This is a genomic window from uncultured Microbacterium sp. (assembly GCF_963521645.1).
GTDB lineage: Bacteria > Actinomycetota > Actinomycetes > Actinomycetales > Microbacteriaceae > Microbacterium.
In genome coordinates this window covers 1-17,407 of the sequence record NZ_CAUQVQ010000053.1, presented here as the reverse complement: position 1 = coordinate 17,407, position 17,407 = coordinate 1, and the positions used below count along the sequence as shown (strand labels likewise).

At 69.3% G+C, this 17,407-nt stretch carries 18 protein-coding genes; 13 read left to right on the top strand and 5 right to left on the bottom strand.

Going from position 1 to position 17,407, the window contains the following annotated elements; genetic code table 11:
* Positions 1–14: 14 nt before the first annotated feature.
* Both RWO82_RS11310 and RWO82_RS11305 read right to left on the bottom strand, forming a co-directional pair.
* A complete protein-coding gene (locus RWO82_RS11310) occupies positions 15–1,457 on the bottom strand; it encodes an MFS transporter (RefSeq protein ID WP_314426956.1) in 1,443 nt (480 codons plus the stop codon).
* A gap of 59 nt (positions 1,458–1,516) precedes the next feature.
* Positions 1,517–2,980 carry an oligopeptide:H+ symporter gene (locus RWO82_RS11305; RefSeq protein ID WP_314426954.1) on the bottom strand — a complete coding sequence of 488 codons (1,464 nt, stop codon included), beginning with the start codon at positions 2,978–2,980 and terminating at the stop codon, positions 1,517–1,519.
* A 91-nt stretch (positions 2,981–3,071) separates the two neighbouring features.
* On the opposite strand from RWO82_RS11305, the gene RWO82_RS11300 reads away from it, so the two are divergent.
* The 3 genes from RWO82_RS11300 to RWO82_RS11290 all read left to right on the top strand — a co-directional run bounded on the left by RWO82_RS11300 (position 3,072) and on the right by RWO82_RS11290 (position 5,982).
* On the top strand, positions 3,072–3,761 hold the full coding sequence (locus tag RWO82_RS11300) for a GNAT family N-acetyltransferase (RefSeq protein ID WP_314426952.1): 690 nt from the start codon (positions 3,072–3,074) through the stop codon (positions 3,759–3,761).
* 98 nt (positions 3,762–3,859) lie between these two features.
* Positions 3,860–5,245 (top strand): glycine--tRNA ligase, encoded by a 1,386-nt coding sequence (locus tag RWO82_RS11295; protein ID WP_314426949.1) that lies wholly within the window; start codon positions 3,860–3,862, stop codon positions 5,243–5,245.
* 5 nt (positions 5,246–5,250) lie between these two features.
* Complete coding sequence (locus tag RWO82_RS11290; RefSeq protein ID WP_314426947.1) at positions 5,251–5,982, top strand: hypothetical protein; 732 nt, start codon at positions 5,251–5,253, stop codon at positions 5,980–5,982.
* On the opposite strand, the gene RWO82_RS11285 is transcribed toward RWO82_RS11290, so the two are convergent.
* From RWO82_RS11285 to RWO82_RS11275, 3 genes are all read right to left on the bottom strand, one after another.
* Complete coding sequence (locus tag RWO82_RS11285; protein WP_314426946.1) at positions 5,972–6,397, bottom strand: DUF1801 domain-containing protein; 426 nt, start codon at positions 6,395–6,397, stop codon at positions 5,972–5,974. The genes RWO82_RS11290 and RWO82_RS11285 overlap by 11 nt on opposite strands.
* Positions 6,394–6,966 carry an HhH-GPD-type base excision DNA repair protein gene (locus RWO82_RS11280; RefSeq protein WP_314426943.1) on the bottom strand — a complete coding sequence of 191 codons (573 nt, stop codon included), beginning with the start codon at positions 6,964–6,966 and terminating at the stop codon, positions 6,394–6,396. The genes RWO82_RS11285 and RWO82_RS11280 overlap by 4 nt, the downstream gene beginning before the upstream one ends.
* An 89-nt stretch (positions 6,967–7,055) precedes the next feature.
* Positions 7,056–8,360 (bottom strand): glutamyl-tRNA reductase, encoded by a 1,305-nt coding sequence (locus tag RWO82_RS11275; protein ID WP_314426940.1) that lies wholly within the window; start codon positions 8,358–8,360, stop codon positions 7,056–7,058.
* A gap of 62 nt (positions 8,361–8,422) precedes the next feature.
* Between RWO82_RS11275 and hemE the strand changes: the two genes are divergently transcribed.
* The 10 genes from hemE to RWO82_RS11225 all read left to right on the top strand — a co-directional run bounded on the left by hemE (position 8,423) and on the right by RWO82_RS11225 (position 17,329).
* The gene (gene hemE / locus RWO82_RS11270; RefSeq protein WP_314426938.1) at positions 8,423–9,445 is read left to right on the top strand and encodes a uroporphyrinogen decarboxylase; all 1,023 of its coding nucleotides are present in this window, start codon (positions 8,423–8,425) and stop codon (positions 9,443–9,445) included.
* Between the two features lie 18 nt (positions 9,446–9,463).
* Complete coding sequence (gene hemG / locus RWO82_RS11265; protein WP_314426936.1) at positions 9,464–11,023, top strand: protoporphyrinogen oxidase; 1,560 nt, start codon at positions 9,464–9,466, stop codon at positions 11,021–11,023.
* A 166-nt stretch (positions 11,024–11,189) separates the two neighbouring features.
* A complete protein-coding gene (locus tag RWO82_RS11260; protein ID WP_314426934.1) occupies positions 11,190–11,642 on the top strand; it encodes a hypothetical protein in 453 nt (150 codons plus the stop codon).
* 1 nt (position 11,643) lies between these two features.
* Positions 11,644–12,051 carry a phage holin family protein gene (locus RWO82_RS11255; RefSeq protein WP_314426932.1) on the top strand — a complete coding sequence of 136 codons (408 nt, stop codon included), beginning with the start codon at positions 11,644–11,646 and terminating at the stop codon, positions 12,049–12,051.
* Positions 12,038–12,343 carry a hypothetical protein gene (locus RWO82_RS11250; RefSeq protein ID WP_314426930.1) on the top strand — a complete coding sequence of 102 codons (306 nt, stop codon included), beginning with the start codon at positions 12,038–12,040 and terminating at the stop codon, positions 12,341–12,343. The genes RWO82_RS11255 and RWO82_RS11250 overlap by 14 nt, the downstream gene beginning before the upstream one ends.
* Before the next feature lie 92 nt (positions 12,344–12,435).
* Positions 12,436–13,113 carry a hydrogen peroxide-dependent heme synthase gene (hemQ, locus tag RWO82_RS11245; protein ID WP_314426928.1) on the top strand — a complete coding sequence of 226 codons (678 nt, stop codon included), beginning with the start codon at positions 12,436–12,438 and terminating at the stop codon, positions 13,111–13,113.
* Between the two features lie 20 nt (positions 13,114–13,133).
* Positions 13,134–14,135 carry a hydroxymethylbilane synthase gene (gene hemC / locus RWO82_RS11240; protein WP_314426926.1) on the top strand — a complete coding sequence of 334 codons (1,002 nt, stop codon included), beginning with the start codon at positions 13,134–13,136 and terminating at the stop codon, positions 14,133–14,135.
* Entirely contained in the window at positions 14,132–14,926 is a 795-nt protein-coding gene (locus tag RWO82_RS11235; protein WP_314426924.1) for a uroporphyrinogen-III synthase, read from the top strand. Before hemC ends, RWO82_RS11235 begins: the two co-directional genes overlap by 4 nt.
* A complete protein-coding gene (gene hemB, locus RWO82_RS11230; RefSeq protein ID WP_314426921.1) occupies positions 14,923–15,900 on the top strand; it encodes a porphobilinogen synthase in 978 nt (325 codons plus the stop codon). Before RWO82_RS11235 ends, hemB begins: the two co-directional genes overlap by 4 nt.
* Positions 15,901–16,006: 106 nt before the next feature.
* Positions 16,007–17,329 carry a glutamate-1-semialdehyde 2,1-aminomutase gene (locus RWO82_RS11225; RefSeq protein WP_314426919.1) on the top strand — a complete coding sequence of 441 codons (1,323 nt, stop codon included), beginning with the start codon at positions 16,007–16,009 and terminating at the stop codon, positions 17,327–17,329.
* Positions 17,330–17,407: the final 78 nt, after the last annotated feature.

Genomic DNA, 17,407 nt, shown 5'->3' with positions numbered 1-17,407 from the left:
CGGGTCCCCGGGGCTCAGCCGGGCAGCGACGGATGCTGCTCCGCCGCGCGCTGGCGGGGGATGAAGAGCGAGAGCACGAGAGCGACGATGCCGGCAGCGATCGCGAGCCAGAAGCACACGTCGAAAGCGGCGCGCGTCGGCACGGCGGTGCCGCCCACGTCGACGCTCATCGCGGCGAGCACTCCGCCCATCACGGCAGACGCACTGGAGGTGCCGACCGAGCGGAAGAGCGCGTTCAGCCCGTTCGAGGCCCCCGTCTCGTTCGCGGGCACCGAGCGCATGATGATCATCGGCATGGCGGCGAATGTGAATCCGATGCCCACTCCGATCAGCAGGTTGCCGACCAGGATGTGCCACACCTCGCTCGACCACAGCAGCACGAAGACATAGGCCAGCACGATCGCTCCCGCCCCCACCGTGAACAGCGGTCTGGGGCCGACCGTGCGCTCGAGCCAGCCCGACAGCGGCGAGATCACCATCATCACGAGCCCCGCCGGCATGATGACGAGTGCGGCCGAGACCATGTCGAGTCCGAATCCCGAGCCCGAGTCGACCGGCATCTCGAGCAGCTGGGGGAAGGTGACGTTCGACGCGAAGAGAGCGAAGCCCATGCCGATCGCGGCGATGTTGGTGAAGAGCACTGCCGGCCGCGCGGCGACGCGGAGGTCGAGCAGCGGATCGGTCGTGCGCAGCTGATACCGGCCCCAGATCAGCAGCACGCCCACGCCGCCGATGATGCACGTGAGCGTCAGCGGAGCAGTCCAGCCCCACTCCGCTCCGCGGGAGACGAACAGGAGGATGCCGGTGAGGCCGATCGCGAGTCCGATCGCACCGAGCACATCGAGGCGTCCGGGAAACCGCAGCACATCTTCGGGGATGACGAGCAGCACGAGTGCCAGGCCCACGACGCCGAGAGCCGCGGCCAGCCAGAAGAGCCAGTGCCAGTCTGCGTTGACGGCCAGCAGGGCGGCGACCGGCATCCCGATCGCGCCGCCGACGCCCATCGTCGCGCTCATGAGCGCGACCGCGGTGCCGAGCCGCTCGGGCGGCAGCACGTCGCGCATGATCGCGATGCCGAGCGGCACGACTCCGGTCACGGCGCCCTGCAGCGCACGCCCGATGATCACGCCGACGATCGAACCCGAGACTGCGGCGATGACGGAGCCGATGATGAGCAGCGCCAGCAGCACGATCACGACTCGCCGCTTGCCGTACATGTCGCCCAGACGTCCCGAGATCGGGGTGGCGACCGCGGCGACGAGCAGCGTGATCGTGACGACCCACGTGGTGTCTTCGCGAGAGGCGTTCAGCAGGTGCGGCAGCTCGGCCTGGAGCGGCACGACGAGCGTGAACATGAACGACGAGCACAGGCCCGCGAACGCGAGCACCGCGACGACCGCCCACCGTGGAGCCTTTCGGGAGAGCCTTGTGCGTGCACGATCGTCGTTCTCTCCCATCGCCTCAGGCTATCGGCGATCCCGACACCGGGACTCGCCGCACCGATACGCGTGGGCGCTCAGCTCACGCCCTTCATGAGCCGCAGCACCGGCTTCGCCGACACGAGCAGTCCGATCCCGACGACGATCGCGATCCCGCCGAGGATCGAGAAGTACGGCACCTCGTTCTTGGGGTCGTAGAACTGCACGAGCCAGCCGGAGATCGCCGTGCCCAGCGCCACGGAGAGGAAGAACAGCGCGACCATCTGGGTGTGGAAGACGCGCGGCGCGAGCTTGGTCGTGACCGAGAGTCCCACCGGCGAGATCAGCAGCTCGGCGATCGTGAACACGAGGAGGATGCCGACGATCGCGAGCAGCGGCGTCGAGTTGGCCGCCCCGTTCGCGAAGGGCAGGAACAGCAGGAACGCGGCTCCCATGATCATCGCTCCCAGTGCGAACTTCACCGGGGTCGACGGCTGGCGGGTTCCGAGGCGCGTCCAGATCGCGGCGAAGACGCCGGACAGGACGATGATGAAGACGGGGTTGATCGACTGCACCCACGAGATGGGCATCTCGAAGCCGAACAGGTCGCGGTTCAGTCGCTCGTCCGAGTAGACCGTGAGCACGGTGAACTGCTGCTGATACAGCGACCAGAACGCGACGCTCGTGACGAAGAGCGGCAGGAACCCCCAGACGCGCGAGCGCTCGGTGCCGTCGATGCGGCGGCTCGTGAGGATGACGGCGAAGTACGCGACGGACGCGACGACCGTCGCGATGATGACGATCGTGGCGAGGTTGTCGGCGGTGATGACGCCGACCAGCACGAGTACGGCGATCAGCACGACGGCCGCGACAGCGATCCCGACGACGAGCGGGTACCGCGACGACGGCAGAGGGTTCGGAACGTTCCGTGCCTCCTCGGGAAGAGCGCGACGACCGAATGCATACTGCACGAGGCCGAGCGTCATGCCGATCGCGGCGAGCCCGAAGCCGAAGTGGAAGCCGAGCGTCGACTGCAGGATGCCGGTGAGGATCGGACCGAGGAAAGCACCGAGGTTGATGCCCAGGTAGAACAGCGAGAACCCGGCGTCGCGCCGCGTGTCGTCGGGAGCGTAGAGAGTGCCCACCACTGCTGTCGCGTTCGCCTTCAGGCCGCCCGATCCGAGCGCCACGAGCACGAGGCCCACGCCCACACCGAGGAAGCCCGGCAGCAGCGCGAGCGCGACGTGCCCCGCCACGATGACGATCGCGCTGAGGAACAGCACGCGCTCCGAGCCCAGGATGCGATCGGCGATCCACGCGCCGAGGATGGTCGCGAGGTACACCGACCCTCCGTATGCTCCGACGATGCCCCCGGCGACGGCCTGGGAGAGGCCGAGCCCGCCCTCGGTCACCGAGAAGTAGAGGTAGATCAGCAGGATGCCCTGCATGCCGTAGAAGCTGAACCGCTCCCACATCTCCACGCCGAACACGTGCACGAGTGCCCAGGGCTGCCCGAAGAAACGCGTGTCGGACTGATCTGACCTGGTCTCGCTGGATGCCATTCCTCCACGGTACGCCCCGTTTCGGCGGTGATCACAGCCGGATCGTGTCGCGCGATTCCGAAATCGTGCACCGGGAGGGCAGACTGGGGTCGTGCGAACCATCCGTGATCTCGACACCGTTGAACTCATCATCGACGCGCAGAGCCTGCTGGACTCGATCCGCGGGCCCGAGCGCGTCATCGACGCGGGGACCCTGCGCGCTCTGCAGCAGTCCGGCAACTACGTCGTCGGACTCTTCGACGCGGAAGACGGGGAGGAGCGCATGGTCGGCGCCTCGATCGCGTTCTTCGGCGCCCCGGCGCGGCGGGCCATGCACTCGCACATCACCGCGCTGCTCCCGGAGTACCGCGGTCGCGGGTGGGGGCGTGAACTCAAGGAGCACCAGCGTCAGTGGGCGTTCTCGCGCGATGTCGGCAGGATCAGCTGGACGTTCGACCCGCTGGTCGCCCGCAACGCCCACTTCTTCCTCACCGTGCTCGGAGCGCGCGCGACCGGATACTCGGTCAACCGCTACGGGATCTTCGGCGGGGGCGACGCGGGAGATGAGAGCGACCGACTCGACGTCGAATGGGCACTCGCCGACATCGCGAAGCAGCCCGACGCCGATTCCGTCGTCGAGACGCTCGAGATCCCGACCGACATCGAGGCGATGCGGGTCTCCGACCCGGCCGCCGCGCACGAGTGGCGTCTGCGGCTCCGCGCCCAGATGGAGGGGCTGCTGGGCAGCGGCCTCACCCTGTCGGGGTTCGACGTCGACAAAGGCTACCTCTTCTCGGCCTGAGCGCCTCGGGACCTGCGAGTTGCGCTCCGGCCCGCGCGGATAAGATTGACCTGCCCGTGATCACGGGTCATCTCCCGCATCCGACCATTGGAGCCACCGTGGCCGAACAGTCCCGTCTCGACAAGGTCATCGCCCTTGCCCGCCACCGCGGGTTCGTCTTCCAGGCGGGTGAGATCTACGGCGGTTCGAGGTCGGCATGGGACTACGGGCCCCTCGGCACGGAGCTCAAGGAGAACATCCGCCGCCAGTGGTGGCAGACCTTCGTGCGCGGTCGCGGCGACATGGTGGGACTCGATTCGAGCATCATCCTGCCCAAGCGCGTGTGGGAGGCCTCCGGTCACGTCGCCACGTTCACCGACCCGCTCGTGGAGTGCCTGCACTGCCACAAGCGCTTCCGGGCCGACAACCTGGTCGAGGACTTCGAGGCGCGCAAGGGCCGCAAGGCCGAGAACGGTCTTGCCGACGTGCCGTGCCCCAACTGCGGCACCAAGGGCCAGTACACCGAGCCCAAGTCGTTCTCGGGTCTCGTGAAGACGTACCTCGGCGTGGTCGACGACGAGTCGGGGCTGTACTACCTGCGCCCCGAGACCGCGCAGGGCATCTTCGTGAACTTCTCGAACGTGCTCACGGCCAGCCGCAAGAAGCCGCCGTTCGGCATCGGCCAGGTCGGGAAGGCGTTCCGCAACGAGATCACGCCCGGCAACTTCATCTTCCGCACCCGCGAGTTCGAGCAGATGGAGATCGAGTTCTTCACGCCGCCGGCGGATGCGCAGGAGTGGTTCGAGCACTGGGTCGAGGCCTGCTGGAACTGGTTCATCGATCTGGGCATCGACCCCGAGAACATGCGCCAGTTCGACGTGCCCGAAGACGACCGTGCGCACTACTCGGCGGGCACGATCGACGTCGAGTACAAGTTCGGCTTCGCCGGCAAGGAGTGGGGCGAGCTCATGGGCGTCGCCAACCGCACCGACTACGACCTGTCGAGCCACAGCGAAGCATCCGGTCAGAGCCTGACCTACTTCGACCAGGCGACGGGCGACCGATACACCCCCTACGTGATCGAGCCGTCCTTCGGTCTCACCCGCGCCATGATGGCGTTCCTCGTCGACGCCTACCGTGAGGAGGAGGTGCCGAACGCGAAGGGCGGCACCGACGTGCGCACGGTGCTCAAGCTCGACCCGCGTCTCGCTCCCGTGAAGGCCGCCGTGCTGCCGCTGAGCCGCAACGAGCGCCTGTCGCCGCTCGCGCGCGAGGTCGCCGACACGCTGCGCAGCTCGTGGGCGGTCGACTTCGACGACGCCGGAGCGATCGGTCGGCGTTACCGTCGCCAGGACGAGATCGGCACGCCGTTCTGCGTCACGATCGACTTCGACTCGCTCGACGACCGTGCCGTGACCGTGCGCGACCGCGACACCATGGCGCAGGAGCGCGTCTCGATCGACGACCTGCACGAGTACCTCGCGGAGCGCCTCAAGGGCGCGTGACGGCGATGAGCGCTCCGGGGGGAGGGCCGCAGGAGGAGCTGCGAGCGGCGACACGACCCGTCGCGGGGATCGTGTTCGGCGCGCTCGCAGTGAGCTGGCTGATGCTCGCCGTGCTCGACCTGAGCGACAACGACGGCGCAGCGTCGCTCATCGCCATGTTCGGCATCCCTGCGATCGCGTCGGCGCTGGTCATCCAGATCGTGATGATGCGCCTGGGCGAGCGGAAGAGAGTGCCGCGGCCGGTCCTGTGGCTCATGCTCGCCGTGCTGCCCCTCGGGACTCTGCTCGGTTTCGTCGTGGCGATCCTGAGGGAGCCCGAGTACTTCATCGGAGACGAAAGCCCGTGGATGCTGATCTGGGTGCCGATCTTCATCTGCGTCGGTGTCATGCTCGGCGCCCTGGTGTGGTTCTTCTTCGTCTTCCCTCTCGTGTCGTTGGGGAAGGTGGCGCGTCTGATCGCCCGTGGCGAGGCGCGACCCGCAGCGCTCGTCATGCCGCTCGTGCTGCTCGCCCTCGGCGTCGTGTGCGTCGTCGGCGGCATGTCGATGTCGAGTGGCGAGATCGGGCGCAGGGCCGAGGCGCAGATCATCGCGGCGTTCTTCGGCCTCCCTGGTACATACGAGGTGATCTGGGAACCGGGACTGTGGATCGTCCGCGGCATCGTCGCGGCGATCGTGCTGGTGTTCGCGGTGCCGGCCATCGCCGCTCGTCTGCGACGGGGCCGCGTCACCCCGTGACGGTCAGCTGCACCTGATCGGTGCCGCCCGCCTCGACCCAGGCGAGCGAGCGCTCGAGGATGCTGCGCAGCACGGCGAGATCGACCTGCTCGAGGTCTTTGATGTACAGGCAGCCGACCCCGGTGGTGTGCGGACCCAGATCGGCGAGCGCCTCTCGGTGCGCATCCACCCCGTCGAACAGGTAGATCGTGGTCGCCGCCTTTCGCGGGGCGAAGCCGAGGAGGCCGCTGTCGCCCTCAGTACCCGTGGGGTATCGGTAGTGGCAGCTGCCGAAGCCGATGATGGTTCCCCAGGTCTGCGGCTCGCGGCCGGTGATCTCCTGCATCAGGGCGGTGAGGGTCTCGGCGTCACGACGCCGGACGGCGGGGCTCGAGCGGGCGATGAGACCGGCGACGTCGTCGCCCGTGGGCTTCATGCCGTCGCCTTCGCCGCGGCCTTCATCGCCTTCTTGTGCTCGCGGACCTTGGTGAGGGATTCGGGCGAGACGATGTCGGCGACGCTGCGGTACGAGCCCTCGACGCCGTAGTCTCCCGCCGCTTCGCGCCAGCCCGCTCCGGTGAAGCCGTACTGCTTGCCCAGCAGCGCGAGGAAGATCTTGGCCTTCTGCTCCCCGAAGCCGGGCAGCGCGCGGAGGCGCTTCAGCACCTCAGCGCCCGAGGGGTCGCCCTCGGTCCAGATGGCTGCTGCGTCGCCGCCCCACCGGTCGACGATGTCCTGGCACAGAGCCTGCACGCGGGCGGCCATGGACCCGGGGAACCGATGCACTGCCGGTGTGGTCTTGAACGCCTCGAGGAACTCGTCGGGGTCCATCGCGGCGATCGCCGTCGCGTCGGTGGCGCCGGTGCGCTGCTCGATCTTGAGCGGCCCCGCGAATGCCGTCTCCATGGGAACCTGCTGGTCGAGCAGCATGCCCACGAGCAGAGCCAGCGGATTGTCTGTGAGCAGCGCGTCGGCGGCGGTGTCTCCGGTGATGTGAAGGGCCATGCCTCCAGTCTGACACCACCGCATCCCCGCGCGACATCAGGATGCGCGGGAGTCTGTGCAGCGGCCCGTCGGTGCAGGCGGCGGACGCCTCAGGCAGATGCCGCGTCGATGTCCGACGTCTGCGCGGACTCGACCGGTGCGATGCCGTACAGCGTCGTGAGCGCGGCGGTGAACTCGTCGGCCTGCCCGCTCGCCGCGAGTTCGTGCGCGCGCGTCGTCGGAGTGTGCAGCAGCACGCCGGTGAGGTGTCGCAGCGCCTGCTCGACCTTGCCGTCCTCGTCTCCGCGGGCACGGGCCCGATCGATCTCGGACTCGAGCAGCGAGAAGATGTGCGACCGCAGCGCGACGATCGACGGAGTGACGCTCTGCCTGCTGCCCACGACGTGGAAGGTGTCGGCGGCTTCGCGCACGACCGTGCGGGCGGCGTCCGTCGCCTGCAGCTCCTCGAGCGGAGCGTGCAGGCTGATGGTCTCGAGGTCGAGCAGCGCGACGCCTTCGAGGGCGGCGACAGCCGGGTCGACGTTGCGGGGCATGCCGAGGTCGACCACCATCTGACGGTGGGAGGCGACGGGGCAGCCTGCGGCGGCGATGCCGGCGGATGCCTGGAGGTGCTCCGGCGTCAGCACAGGCTCAGTCGCCGTGGTGCAGGTGATGACCAGGCTCGAGTGCGCGGCGGTGCGTGCGTAGTCGTCGGCCGCGACGGGGCGGATGCCGTGCTTCACCGCGAACTTCTCGGCGCGACCCGAGGGCGAGTACACCGAGATGTCGAGTGCGCCCCGCTCTCGCAGGGTGGCCAGAGTGACGGCCGCATAAGCGCCGGTGCCGACGAGCAGCACGCGCTCGGTCGACCAGTCGACGATCCGGCTGTCGGCGAGCTCCAGCGCCAGCCGCACGAGTGAGCGACCCGCGCGCCCGAGGGCGGTCACGTTCTTGACCTTGCGCTGCGCCTGGCTCGCACGCTGGAACAGGCGCTCGAGCTCGGGAGAGGTGGTGCCGTCCTTGCGGGCGGAGGTGAGTGCGCGTCGCACCTGTCCGGCGATCTCGCCCTCGCCCGAGACGACGGATTCGAGTCCGGATGCGACCGAGAACAGGTGCTCGGCGACCCGGCGACCCGAGTGCACGTCATAGGCGCCGTCGAGCTCGGCGGTGGAGATGCCGGTGGAGGCCTCGACCGCCTCGAGCACCGCCTCGACGCCGATCGCGCCGGCGGCCGTGACAGGCTCATCCATCTCGACGTACGCCTCGAAACGGTTGCAGGTAGCAAGAACGACCGCACCCTGCACGCACGACGCCGTGTCCACGATCGTGGATGCGACGTCATCGGGGGTGCGGCTCAGGCGTTCGAGCAATTCGAAGGAGGCGGTCTTGTGACTCGCCGTGACACACAGCAGCACATGACGATTCTACCCCTCCTCGCGCACAGGTCGGCCCGGGCGGGGGATGGGAGGATGGACGCATGGCTCTCTCCGACGCTCCGCTGCTGCGTGCCCTCACCGGACCCCGCCCCGAGCATGCCCCCGTCTGGTTCATGCGACAGGCTGGACGATCGCTGCCGGAGTACCGCGAACTGCGGGTCGGGACGCGGATGCTGGACGCATGCCTCACGCCCGACCTCGCGGCGGAGATCACGCTGCAGCCGGTGCGTCGTCATGGCGTCGATGCGGCGGTCTTCTTCAGCGACATCGTGATCCCGCTGCGTCTCGCCGGCGTGGAGGTCGAGATCGAGCCCGGCCGCGGTCCCGTGTTCGCCGACCCCGTGCGAACGGCGGCCGACGTCGACCGCATCACCGCGATCGATCCCGACTCTCTCGACGGCACGGCTATCGCCGAGGCCGTTCGTCTTGTGGCCGACGAACTCGGCGACACCCCGCTGATCGGGTTCGCGGGAGCGCCCTTCACCCTCGCCGCCTACCTGGTCGAAGGGGGGCCGTCGAAGGAGCACCTCCGTGCGCGCGGGATGATGCACGCCGACCCCGACGCCTGGCATCGCCTGGCCGGCTGGCTGGCGCAGATCTCGCGTCGCTTCCTCGAGACGCAGCGCGACGCCGGAGCATCCGTCGTGCAGCTGTTCGACTCGTGGGCGGGGTCGCTCAGCACAGCCGATTACCGCGCATTCGTGGCACCGCACTCGCGCACGGCGCTCGAAGGCATCGGCGTTCCGAGCATCCACTTCGGTGTCGGGACCGGTCCGTTCCTCGCCGACATGCGGTTCGACGGCATCGTCGACGGCGTCGGGGTCGACTGGCGCATGCCTCTCGACCAGGCGGCGGCGATCGTCGGCCCCGACGTCTCGGTGCAGGGCAACATCGATCCGGCGCTGCTCGGTGCGCCGTGGCCGGTGCTCGAGGCTCATGTGCGCGACGTGGTCGAGCGCGGCCGCGCGGCGCGCGGGCACATCGTCAACCTCGGGCACGGCGTGCCGCCCGAGGCCGATCCCGACCAGCTGACGCGGATCGTCGAGCTCGTCCACTCGATCTGACGCGAAGGGACGCTCACCATGACTCCTGATTCCGAGGCGGCGGCCTCCCGCGCCGAGCTCGCAGCCCGCGCGGAGCGCGCCGCGCACACGCATGTCGTGGTCGTGGGCGGAGGCATCGGCGGCCTGATCGCGGCGCGCGAATGCGCCAAGGTCGGCATGCGCGTGACTCTGCTCGAGAGCGCGGATGCCGTGGGCGGCGCCCTGCAGCGCGCAGAGCTCGACGGTGTCGTACTCGACGCGGGTGCGGAGAGCTATGCGACCCGCGGGGGCCGAGTCCGCGCACTCATCGAAGACCTCGGCATCGCCGATCGCATCGTGGTTCCTGCCGCAGGCGGCGCCTGGCTCGCGGGCATCCCCGGCGTCGGGGCCGCGCCGCTGCCCGTCGGGGGCATCCTCGGCATACCGGGGAATCCCTTCCAGGAAGACGTCCGGCGCATCCTCGGGTGGTCGGGCGTCTGGCGCGCGTATCTCGATCGCGTGCGACCACCGCTCACGATCGGTCACAGCCACAGTCTGGGCAAGCTGGTCGCGTCGCGCATGGGCGCGAAGGTGCGCGACCGGCTGGTCGCCCCGGTGACGACCGGCGTCTACTCGGCATCACCCGACGACATCGATGTCGACGTCGCCGCCCCGGGGCTCAACGCGGCGCTGACTCGGGTCGGGTCCCTGTCGGGAGCTGTGCAGGCGCTGCGCGACGAGAGCGCCTCGCGGGCCGCGAAGGCGCAGTCGCCCGGTGCGGCTGTCGAAGGGCTCGACGGTGGCATGACCGTGCTCGTCGACGCCCTCGTGGCCGAGCTCGAGAAGCTCGGAGCCGTCGTGCGCACCGGTGTGCGAGTGACGGAGGTGAGCAAGTCCGGAGAGCTGTGGACCATTGCGACCGAGGGCGTCGCCGGCGACCCCGCCGATGGTGACCCCGCCGATGCCGCTCTCGACGCGGACGAGGTGCTCGGCACCGACACCGCAGACGCCGTGCTGAAGGCCGACGGGGTCGTGATCGCGACGCCCGAGGCGACGGCACGCAAGCTGCTCTCGGCGGTGGCCCCGGAGCTCGCCTCGACGGTGCCGGCGGACTCGCCGGAGATCGAGCTCGTCACTCTGCTGCTGGCGCCCTCTGCGCTCAGCGGCACGCCCCGCGGCACCGGCGTGCTCACGGTTCCGGGAAGCCACACGGCCAAAGCCCTCACTCACTCCACCGCCAAATGGGAGTGGGTGCGTCGCGCGGCGTCCGGCCGTCACGTCGTGAGAGTCTCCTTCGGCGCACAGGGCGAGCCCGCCGCGACCTCGACGCTCGACGATGAGACCGCCGTGCAGCTCGCACTGCGAGAGGCAGCGGCCCTTCTCGGGGTACCGCTCGCGCACAGCGACGTCGTCGCCGCGCATCGCTCCCGTTTCGTGCAGTCGCAGCCGGCGTCGATCATCGGCTCGGGTGAGCGTCGCCAGACGGCGCGGGCAGCCGTGCAGGCGGTGCCGGGTCTCGCCGCGGTCGGGGCGTGGCTGGCGGGCACAGGGCTCGCGCAGGTCGTGCCGGACGCCCACGCCGAAGCAGACCGCCTGCGACGCGCGCTTCTGTGGGACTGAGGCGGCCACGGCGACTCCTGGACCCACCCCCATCGGGAGCGCGCTGTCAACCCTCTGACGCGTAGATGCCGAAATCGGCATACGGCGTTACGCTGGACACTTGCAGGCGGCTCGCAGCCGTCGGTTCGCCCTAGGCGTTCACACCGTAACAACGTGAGGAGACCCCATGAAGGGGAAGATCGGACTCGTCGTAGGAATCGGCGTGGGATATGTCCTCGGATCGCGCGCAGGCCGCGAGCGCTACGAGCAGATCAAGACGCAGTGGCTCAAGGTCTGGAACCTCGACCCCGTGCAGGACCAGGTCGAGAAGGTCAAGGGCTATGTCGGTGACAAGGCCGCTGCCGTTCCCGGCGCGATCTGGACCGGCGTGCAGAAGGTCGTGAAGTCGGCGAGCGGTGGCGACAAGACCGCGGGTCAGCGCCTCGACTCGGCCGTCGCCGCGGGCCGCAAGGCCGCAGAGGACATCGTCGAGGCGACCGACGACGCTGTCGACGAGCTCAAGGACGCGAACGCGAAGAGCACCGCCGACAAGCCGGTCGCCGCCAAGCCGGCCACGAAGAAGTCGACGGCCAAGAGCGCGCCGTCGACGAGTTCGACCTCTGTGAAGTCCGGAGACTGACATGCCCCGCGGATACCGCGATCGCGCCGAAGACAGTCTGCTGTCGCTGATCGGCGACCTGCCCGAGCTCATCGGCAACCTCGTCAAGGCCGAGATCGATGCGGCGAAGACCTGGGTCTCGAAGACCGCGAAGGACGCAGGCATCGGGTCCGTCTGGTTCCTCGTCGCGCTGTTCTTCCTCTTCTGGGCCGTGCCGGTGATCCTCGTGTTCGCGATCGCAGGACTCTCGTCATGGTGGCCGGTCTGGCTCTCGGCGCTCGCCGTGCTCGGCATCCTGATTCTCGCCGTGCTGCTGTTCGCTCTGCTCGGCATCCTGAAGTTCCGCAAGGTGCTCCGTCGCCGGAATCCCGCTCAGGCGGTCGGCGAAGACATCCGACTCGTGAAGGAAGCCGGCGATGACGAACTCTGACCTCACACCCCTGCAGAAGGCATCGGGGATCACTTCGCTGCCCAAGACCGCTGTGCCGGCCGGCATCGTCGATCCCGTCGCCTCGGCGCGAGCGGAGCTCAAGGCCGCACTCGCCGCGATCGAGGTCAAGGGCAACGTGCCGCGCCGACTCGACAAGGCGTCGAAGCGCGCCGCCGCCCAGGCTCGCGCGTTCGCCGACCGCAACCCGATCGCAGCGATGGGTGCCGCCGTCGTGATCGCCGCCACCGTCGGCGGAGCGGTGTGGGCCGTGGCTCGCGCGCTCTCGCGCTGAGTCGGGTCCGACGCCGAGTACTCGTCGACGGGGTCTGTCAAGCGACCCCCGGGAATTAGCCTCGGCTGGGCAAAGGGGGCAGACTGGGACCCATGTCCGATGAACGCGAAGAGAACCCGTCCGGCTTCACCCTGTGGGCCGTGTGGCGACGAAACCCCGACGTTCCGGTCACCGAGTCGGACTCGACCGAGCTCGAGACGATCGTCTCCTACGTCGAGGACTCGGGCGTCACCGTTCGCGGCTTCTACGACGTGTCGGGCCTGAAGGCCGACGCCGACCTCATGGTCTGGCTGCACGGCGACACGGCGGAGGAGCTGCAGAAGGCGCTGCGCCGCCTGCGCCGCACCGAGCTGCTGCGCTCTCTGCTCCCCGTGTGGAATGCGATGGGCGTGCACCGCGACGCCGAGTTCAATCGCGCGCACGTGCCGGGATTCCTCCGCGGCATCGAGCCGAAGGACTGGCTCTGCCTCTACCCGTTCGTGCGCACCCCCGAGTGGTACCTCGCGCCGGAGGACGAGCGGCGGAAGATGCTCGCCGATCACGGGCGCAAGGGTGCGGCCTTCACCGGTGTCATCGCGAACACGGTCGCGTCGTTCGCGCTGGGCGACTACGAGTGGCTCCTTCCTCTCGAGGCCGACGACCTCACCGAGCTCGTCGACCTCATGCGCGACCTCCGCTACACCGACGCGCGTCTGTTCGTGAAGGAGGAGATCCCCTTCTACACGGGGCGTCGGCTCCGCTTCGACGAGATCGCGGACGTGCTGCAGTAGGCCGCGCCATGACGATTCCCATGAACACGTCCACCCCGATCCGGCTGGGCACTCGGCGCAGCGCGCTCGCCCGAGCTCAGTCGGGCCATGTCGCCGCAGCCCTCGAGAAGGTGTCAGGACGCCGCGTCGAGCTCGTCCCGATCACGAGCGAGGGTGACACCAACCGCGCCTCCCTGTCGGAGATCGGCGGCCAGGGCATCTTCGCGACGCGATTGCGTGAGGCGCTACTGGCGGGGGAGTGCGACTTCCTCGTGCATTCGCTCAAGGATCTTCCGACCGCGATCCCGTCCGGACTCGTCATCGCGGCGACTCCGACGCGGGAGGACGCCCGTGACGTGGTCATCACACGCGACGGCGTTCCTCTGCACGAGCTGGGCACCGGCAGCACCGTCGGCACGGGCTCGCCGCGCCGCATCGCGCAGGTTCGCCGTCGGGCGCCCCACGCCGAGGTCGTCGACATCCGCGGCAACGTCGACTCGCGGCTGCAGCGCGTCGCGTCCGGCGATCTCGATGCAGTGATCCTCGCCGCAGCGGGCCTGTCGCGACTCGGCTCCGACTCCCCGCTCCGTCGGGAGGAGCTCGGTCTCGCCGAGTGGCCGACCGCCCCAGGACAGGGTTCGCTGGCCGTCGAGACCCGCGACGATGTCTCCGAAGAACTGCTCGCCGCGCTCGCTGCGCTCGACGATGAGAACACACGTCTGGCGGTCACCGTCGAGCGGGCCGTGCTCGAAGGACTCGATGCGGGATGCCAGGCGCCGATGGCCGCGCACGCGTCTTTCGACGGTGCAGAGATCCGCGTCAGGACGGTCGTCTACGCCCCGGACGGCGGTCGGCGGATCGGGCTCGACGTCACCGAGGTGCTGAACGGGGAGTATATTCAACGGAACGGCAGTGGCAATGGAGCGGATGCTGCCGATGGTGCAGTCCCGATGCACGCGGCTCGCGAGCTCGGGTTGAGTGTTGCCCGTCGGCTGCTCGATCAAGGGGCGGCTGACCTTGTTTCCCGAGAGCATTCCTCATGACGAATTCCAAGCAGGACCGGCCGTTGAACGGCTGGCGGATCCTGGTTCCCCGCGGTGGCCCGTGGGGTGACGGGGTGGCCGCGAGTCTTCGCGACCGTGGAGCGGTGCCCGTCGTCGCGCCGCTCATCAACTTCGCCCCGACCACCGATCAGGCGGCCCTCGACACCGCGCTGAGGCGTCTCGCCGGTGGCGAGTACGACTGGCTGACGGTCACGAGTGCGACCACGGTCGACGTGATGTTCGCGCACCGTGCGATCGTCCCCCGCTCGACGCGGATCGCCGCGGTCGGAGAGACCACCGCGGCCGCATTGCAGGCGGTCGGCTACGAGGTCGCGCTGGTGCCCGAGGAGGACAACTCGGCTGCGGGCATGGCCGAGCAGCTGATCGCGCTCGAGACGCCGGAGCGGCGGCGCATCCTCGCTCTCCGCAGCGAGATCGCCAAGCCCGTGCTGAGCGTGCTTCTGCAGGAGGCCGGGCACGACGTCGACAGCGTGGTCGCCTATCGCACCGTGGGTGTGCCGGTGACCGACCGCATCAAGCGCGATGTCGAGAACGGCCGCATCAATGCGATCCTCATCACCAGCGGTTCGGTGGCCGAGCAGGTGCGCGAGCAGTTCCCGCACATTCCCGATGACACTCTGCTGGCGGCGATCGGTCCGCGCACGGCGAAGGACGCAGATCGGGCCGGTCTTCCGATCACGGTCGTGGCGGATCGTCAGACGGTCGATGCGCTGATCGATGCGGTCTCGGGCTTCACGCTTCCGCACTCGTCGGACGAGCTGGCGCCATGAGCTTCCCCGACGTGCGACTGCGCCGACTGCGTCAGTCCCCCGCAGTTCGGGGGCTGATACGCGAGACGTCGCTCGAGCCCCGCAATCTCGTCCTCCCGCTGTTCGTCCGTGAGGGGCTCTCGGAGGCGGCGCCGATCGGCTCGATGCCCGGTGTCGCGCAGCATTCGCTCGACTCGCTGCGGGCCGCCGCGATCGAGGCGGCCGAGGCGGGAGTCGGGGGAGTGATGCTGTTCGGCGTCCCCACCGTGCGCGATGCGCAGGGTTCGGGAGCCGATGACCCCCAGGGCATCCTGAACGTCGCGACCGAGGTCCTCGCGGCCGAGGTCGGCGATGCACTGGTCGTGCAGACGGATCTGTGTCTCGACGAGTTCACCGATCACGGTCACTGCGGTGTTCTCGCTGAGGATGGATCAGTCGACAACGATGCCACCCTGGTGAGATACGCGTCGATGGCGCTCGCGCAGGCTCGTGCGGGGTCTCAGCTGCTGGGGCTCTCGGGGATGATGGACGGTCAGGTCTCGGTGATCCGGGCGGCGCTCGACGCCGAGGGGTTCACTGACACTCTGCTGCTCGCTTATGCGGCGAAGTACGCGAGCGCGTTCTACGGCCCCTTCCGCGAGGCGGTGGATTCTCAGCTGAAGGGCGATCGACGCACGTATCAGCTCGACCCGGGCAATCGCCGCGAGGGCGTGCGGGAAGCCGTCGTCGACGAGCAGGAGGGCGCCGACATCGTGATGGTCAAGCCGGCGATGGCGTTCCTCGATGTTCTGCGCGAGGTGCGCGACACGGTCGAGATCCCCGTCTGGGCGTATCAGGTGTCGGGGGAGTACGCGATGATCGAGGCGGCCGCCGCGAACGGCTGGATCGACCGCCGCGCATCGATCCTGGAGTCGCTGCTGTCGATTCGCCGAGCCGGTGCCGACGCGGTGCTGACCTACTGGGCGACGGAAGCCGCCCGCTGGCTGCGCGGCTGATCTCTGCCGCCCCCTCGGGAGTCGGTCGTCCGCGTCCCGAGCGCGTGTCGGCGGGATAGCCTGGATGTGATGCCGGAGAGCGCCGTGCATCGAAGAGGAGTGTGCTGTGACCGACCGCAATGACGACCTGTTCTCCGCTGCCCGTGCGGTGATCCCCGGTGGTGTGAACTCCCCGGTGCGCGCGTACGGCTCGGTCGGCGGAACGCCGCGGTTCCTCTCCTCCGCCCGCGGAGCGCGGGTCACGGATGCCGCCGGCGCGGAGTACGTCGATCTCGTGGCGTCGTGGGGACCGGCTCTGCTCGGGCACGCCCACCCCGAGATCGTCGCCGCAGTGCAGGACGCTGCCGCGCGTGGCCTGTCGTTCGGGGCTCCGACCGAGGGCGAAGTCGAGCTCGCCGAGCTGATCGCCGATCGAGTGAGGGTGGGGGAGGTGCGGCCCGTCGAGCGCGTGCGCCTCGTGTCGACCGGAACCGAAGCCACCATGACGGCCATCCGCCTCGCGCGCGGGGCGACCGGACGAGACCTGCTGGTGAAGTTCGCCGGTCACTACCACGGTCACTCCGACGGACTTCTCGCGGCGGCGGGGTCGGGAGTCGCGACGCTGGCGCTGCCCGGCTCGGCCGGTGTGCCCGCTCCGATCGCGGCGCAGACGCTCGTGATCGACTACAACGACCGCGACGCTCTCGAAGCGGTGTTCGCCGAGCACGGCACACGGATCGCCGCGGTGATCGTCGAGGCGTCGGCGGCGAACATGGGCGTCGTCGCGCCTCTGCCCGGGTTCAACCGCTTCATCGCCGACACCGCGCACGCTCACGGCGCTCTGATGATCATCGACGAGGTGCTCACGGGTTTCCGCGTGCACCCGGCCGGGTTCTGGGGGCTGCAGACCGTCGCCGGCGAGGAGTACCTGCCCGACATCTTCACGTTCGGCAAGGTCGTCGGCGGCGGCATGCCGCTCGCCGCTCTCGGCGGACGGGCCGATGTCATGGATCTGCTGGCCCCCGTCGGCCCGGTGTACCAGGCGGGAACCCTGTCGGGGAATCCGCTGTCGGTGGCCGCCGGCCTCGCGACCCTGCGCCTCGCGACTCCTGAGGTCTACGCGAGGGTCGATGCGGCGGCGTCTCGAGTGGCCTCGGCGTTGACGGCAGCACTGACCGACGCCGGCGTGACGCATTCCGTGGCGAACGCCGGCAGCCTGTTCAACCCCTCTTTCCGAGCCACCGCTCCTCGGGACTACACCGAAGCGCAGGCTCAGGATGCGTTCCGCTACGCGCCGTTCTTCCACGCCATGCGCGAGCAGGGTGTGGCGCTGCCGCCGAGCGTGTACGAGGCGTGGTTCCTGACCGCGGCCCATGGCGAAGACGACCTGCAGCGCATCGAAGAGGCCCTGCCTCTGGCGGCGCGGGCGGCTGCTGCCGCGAGCCTCTGACCGAGACTGCTGCGAGCCTCTGACCGAGACTGCTGCGAGCCTCTGGCCGAGACTGCTGCGAGCCTCTGGCCGAGACTG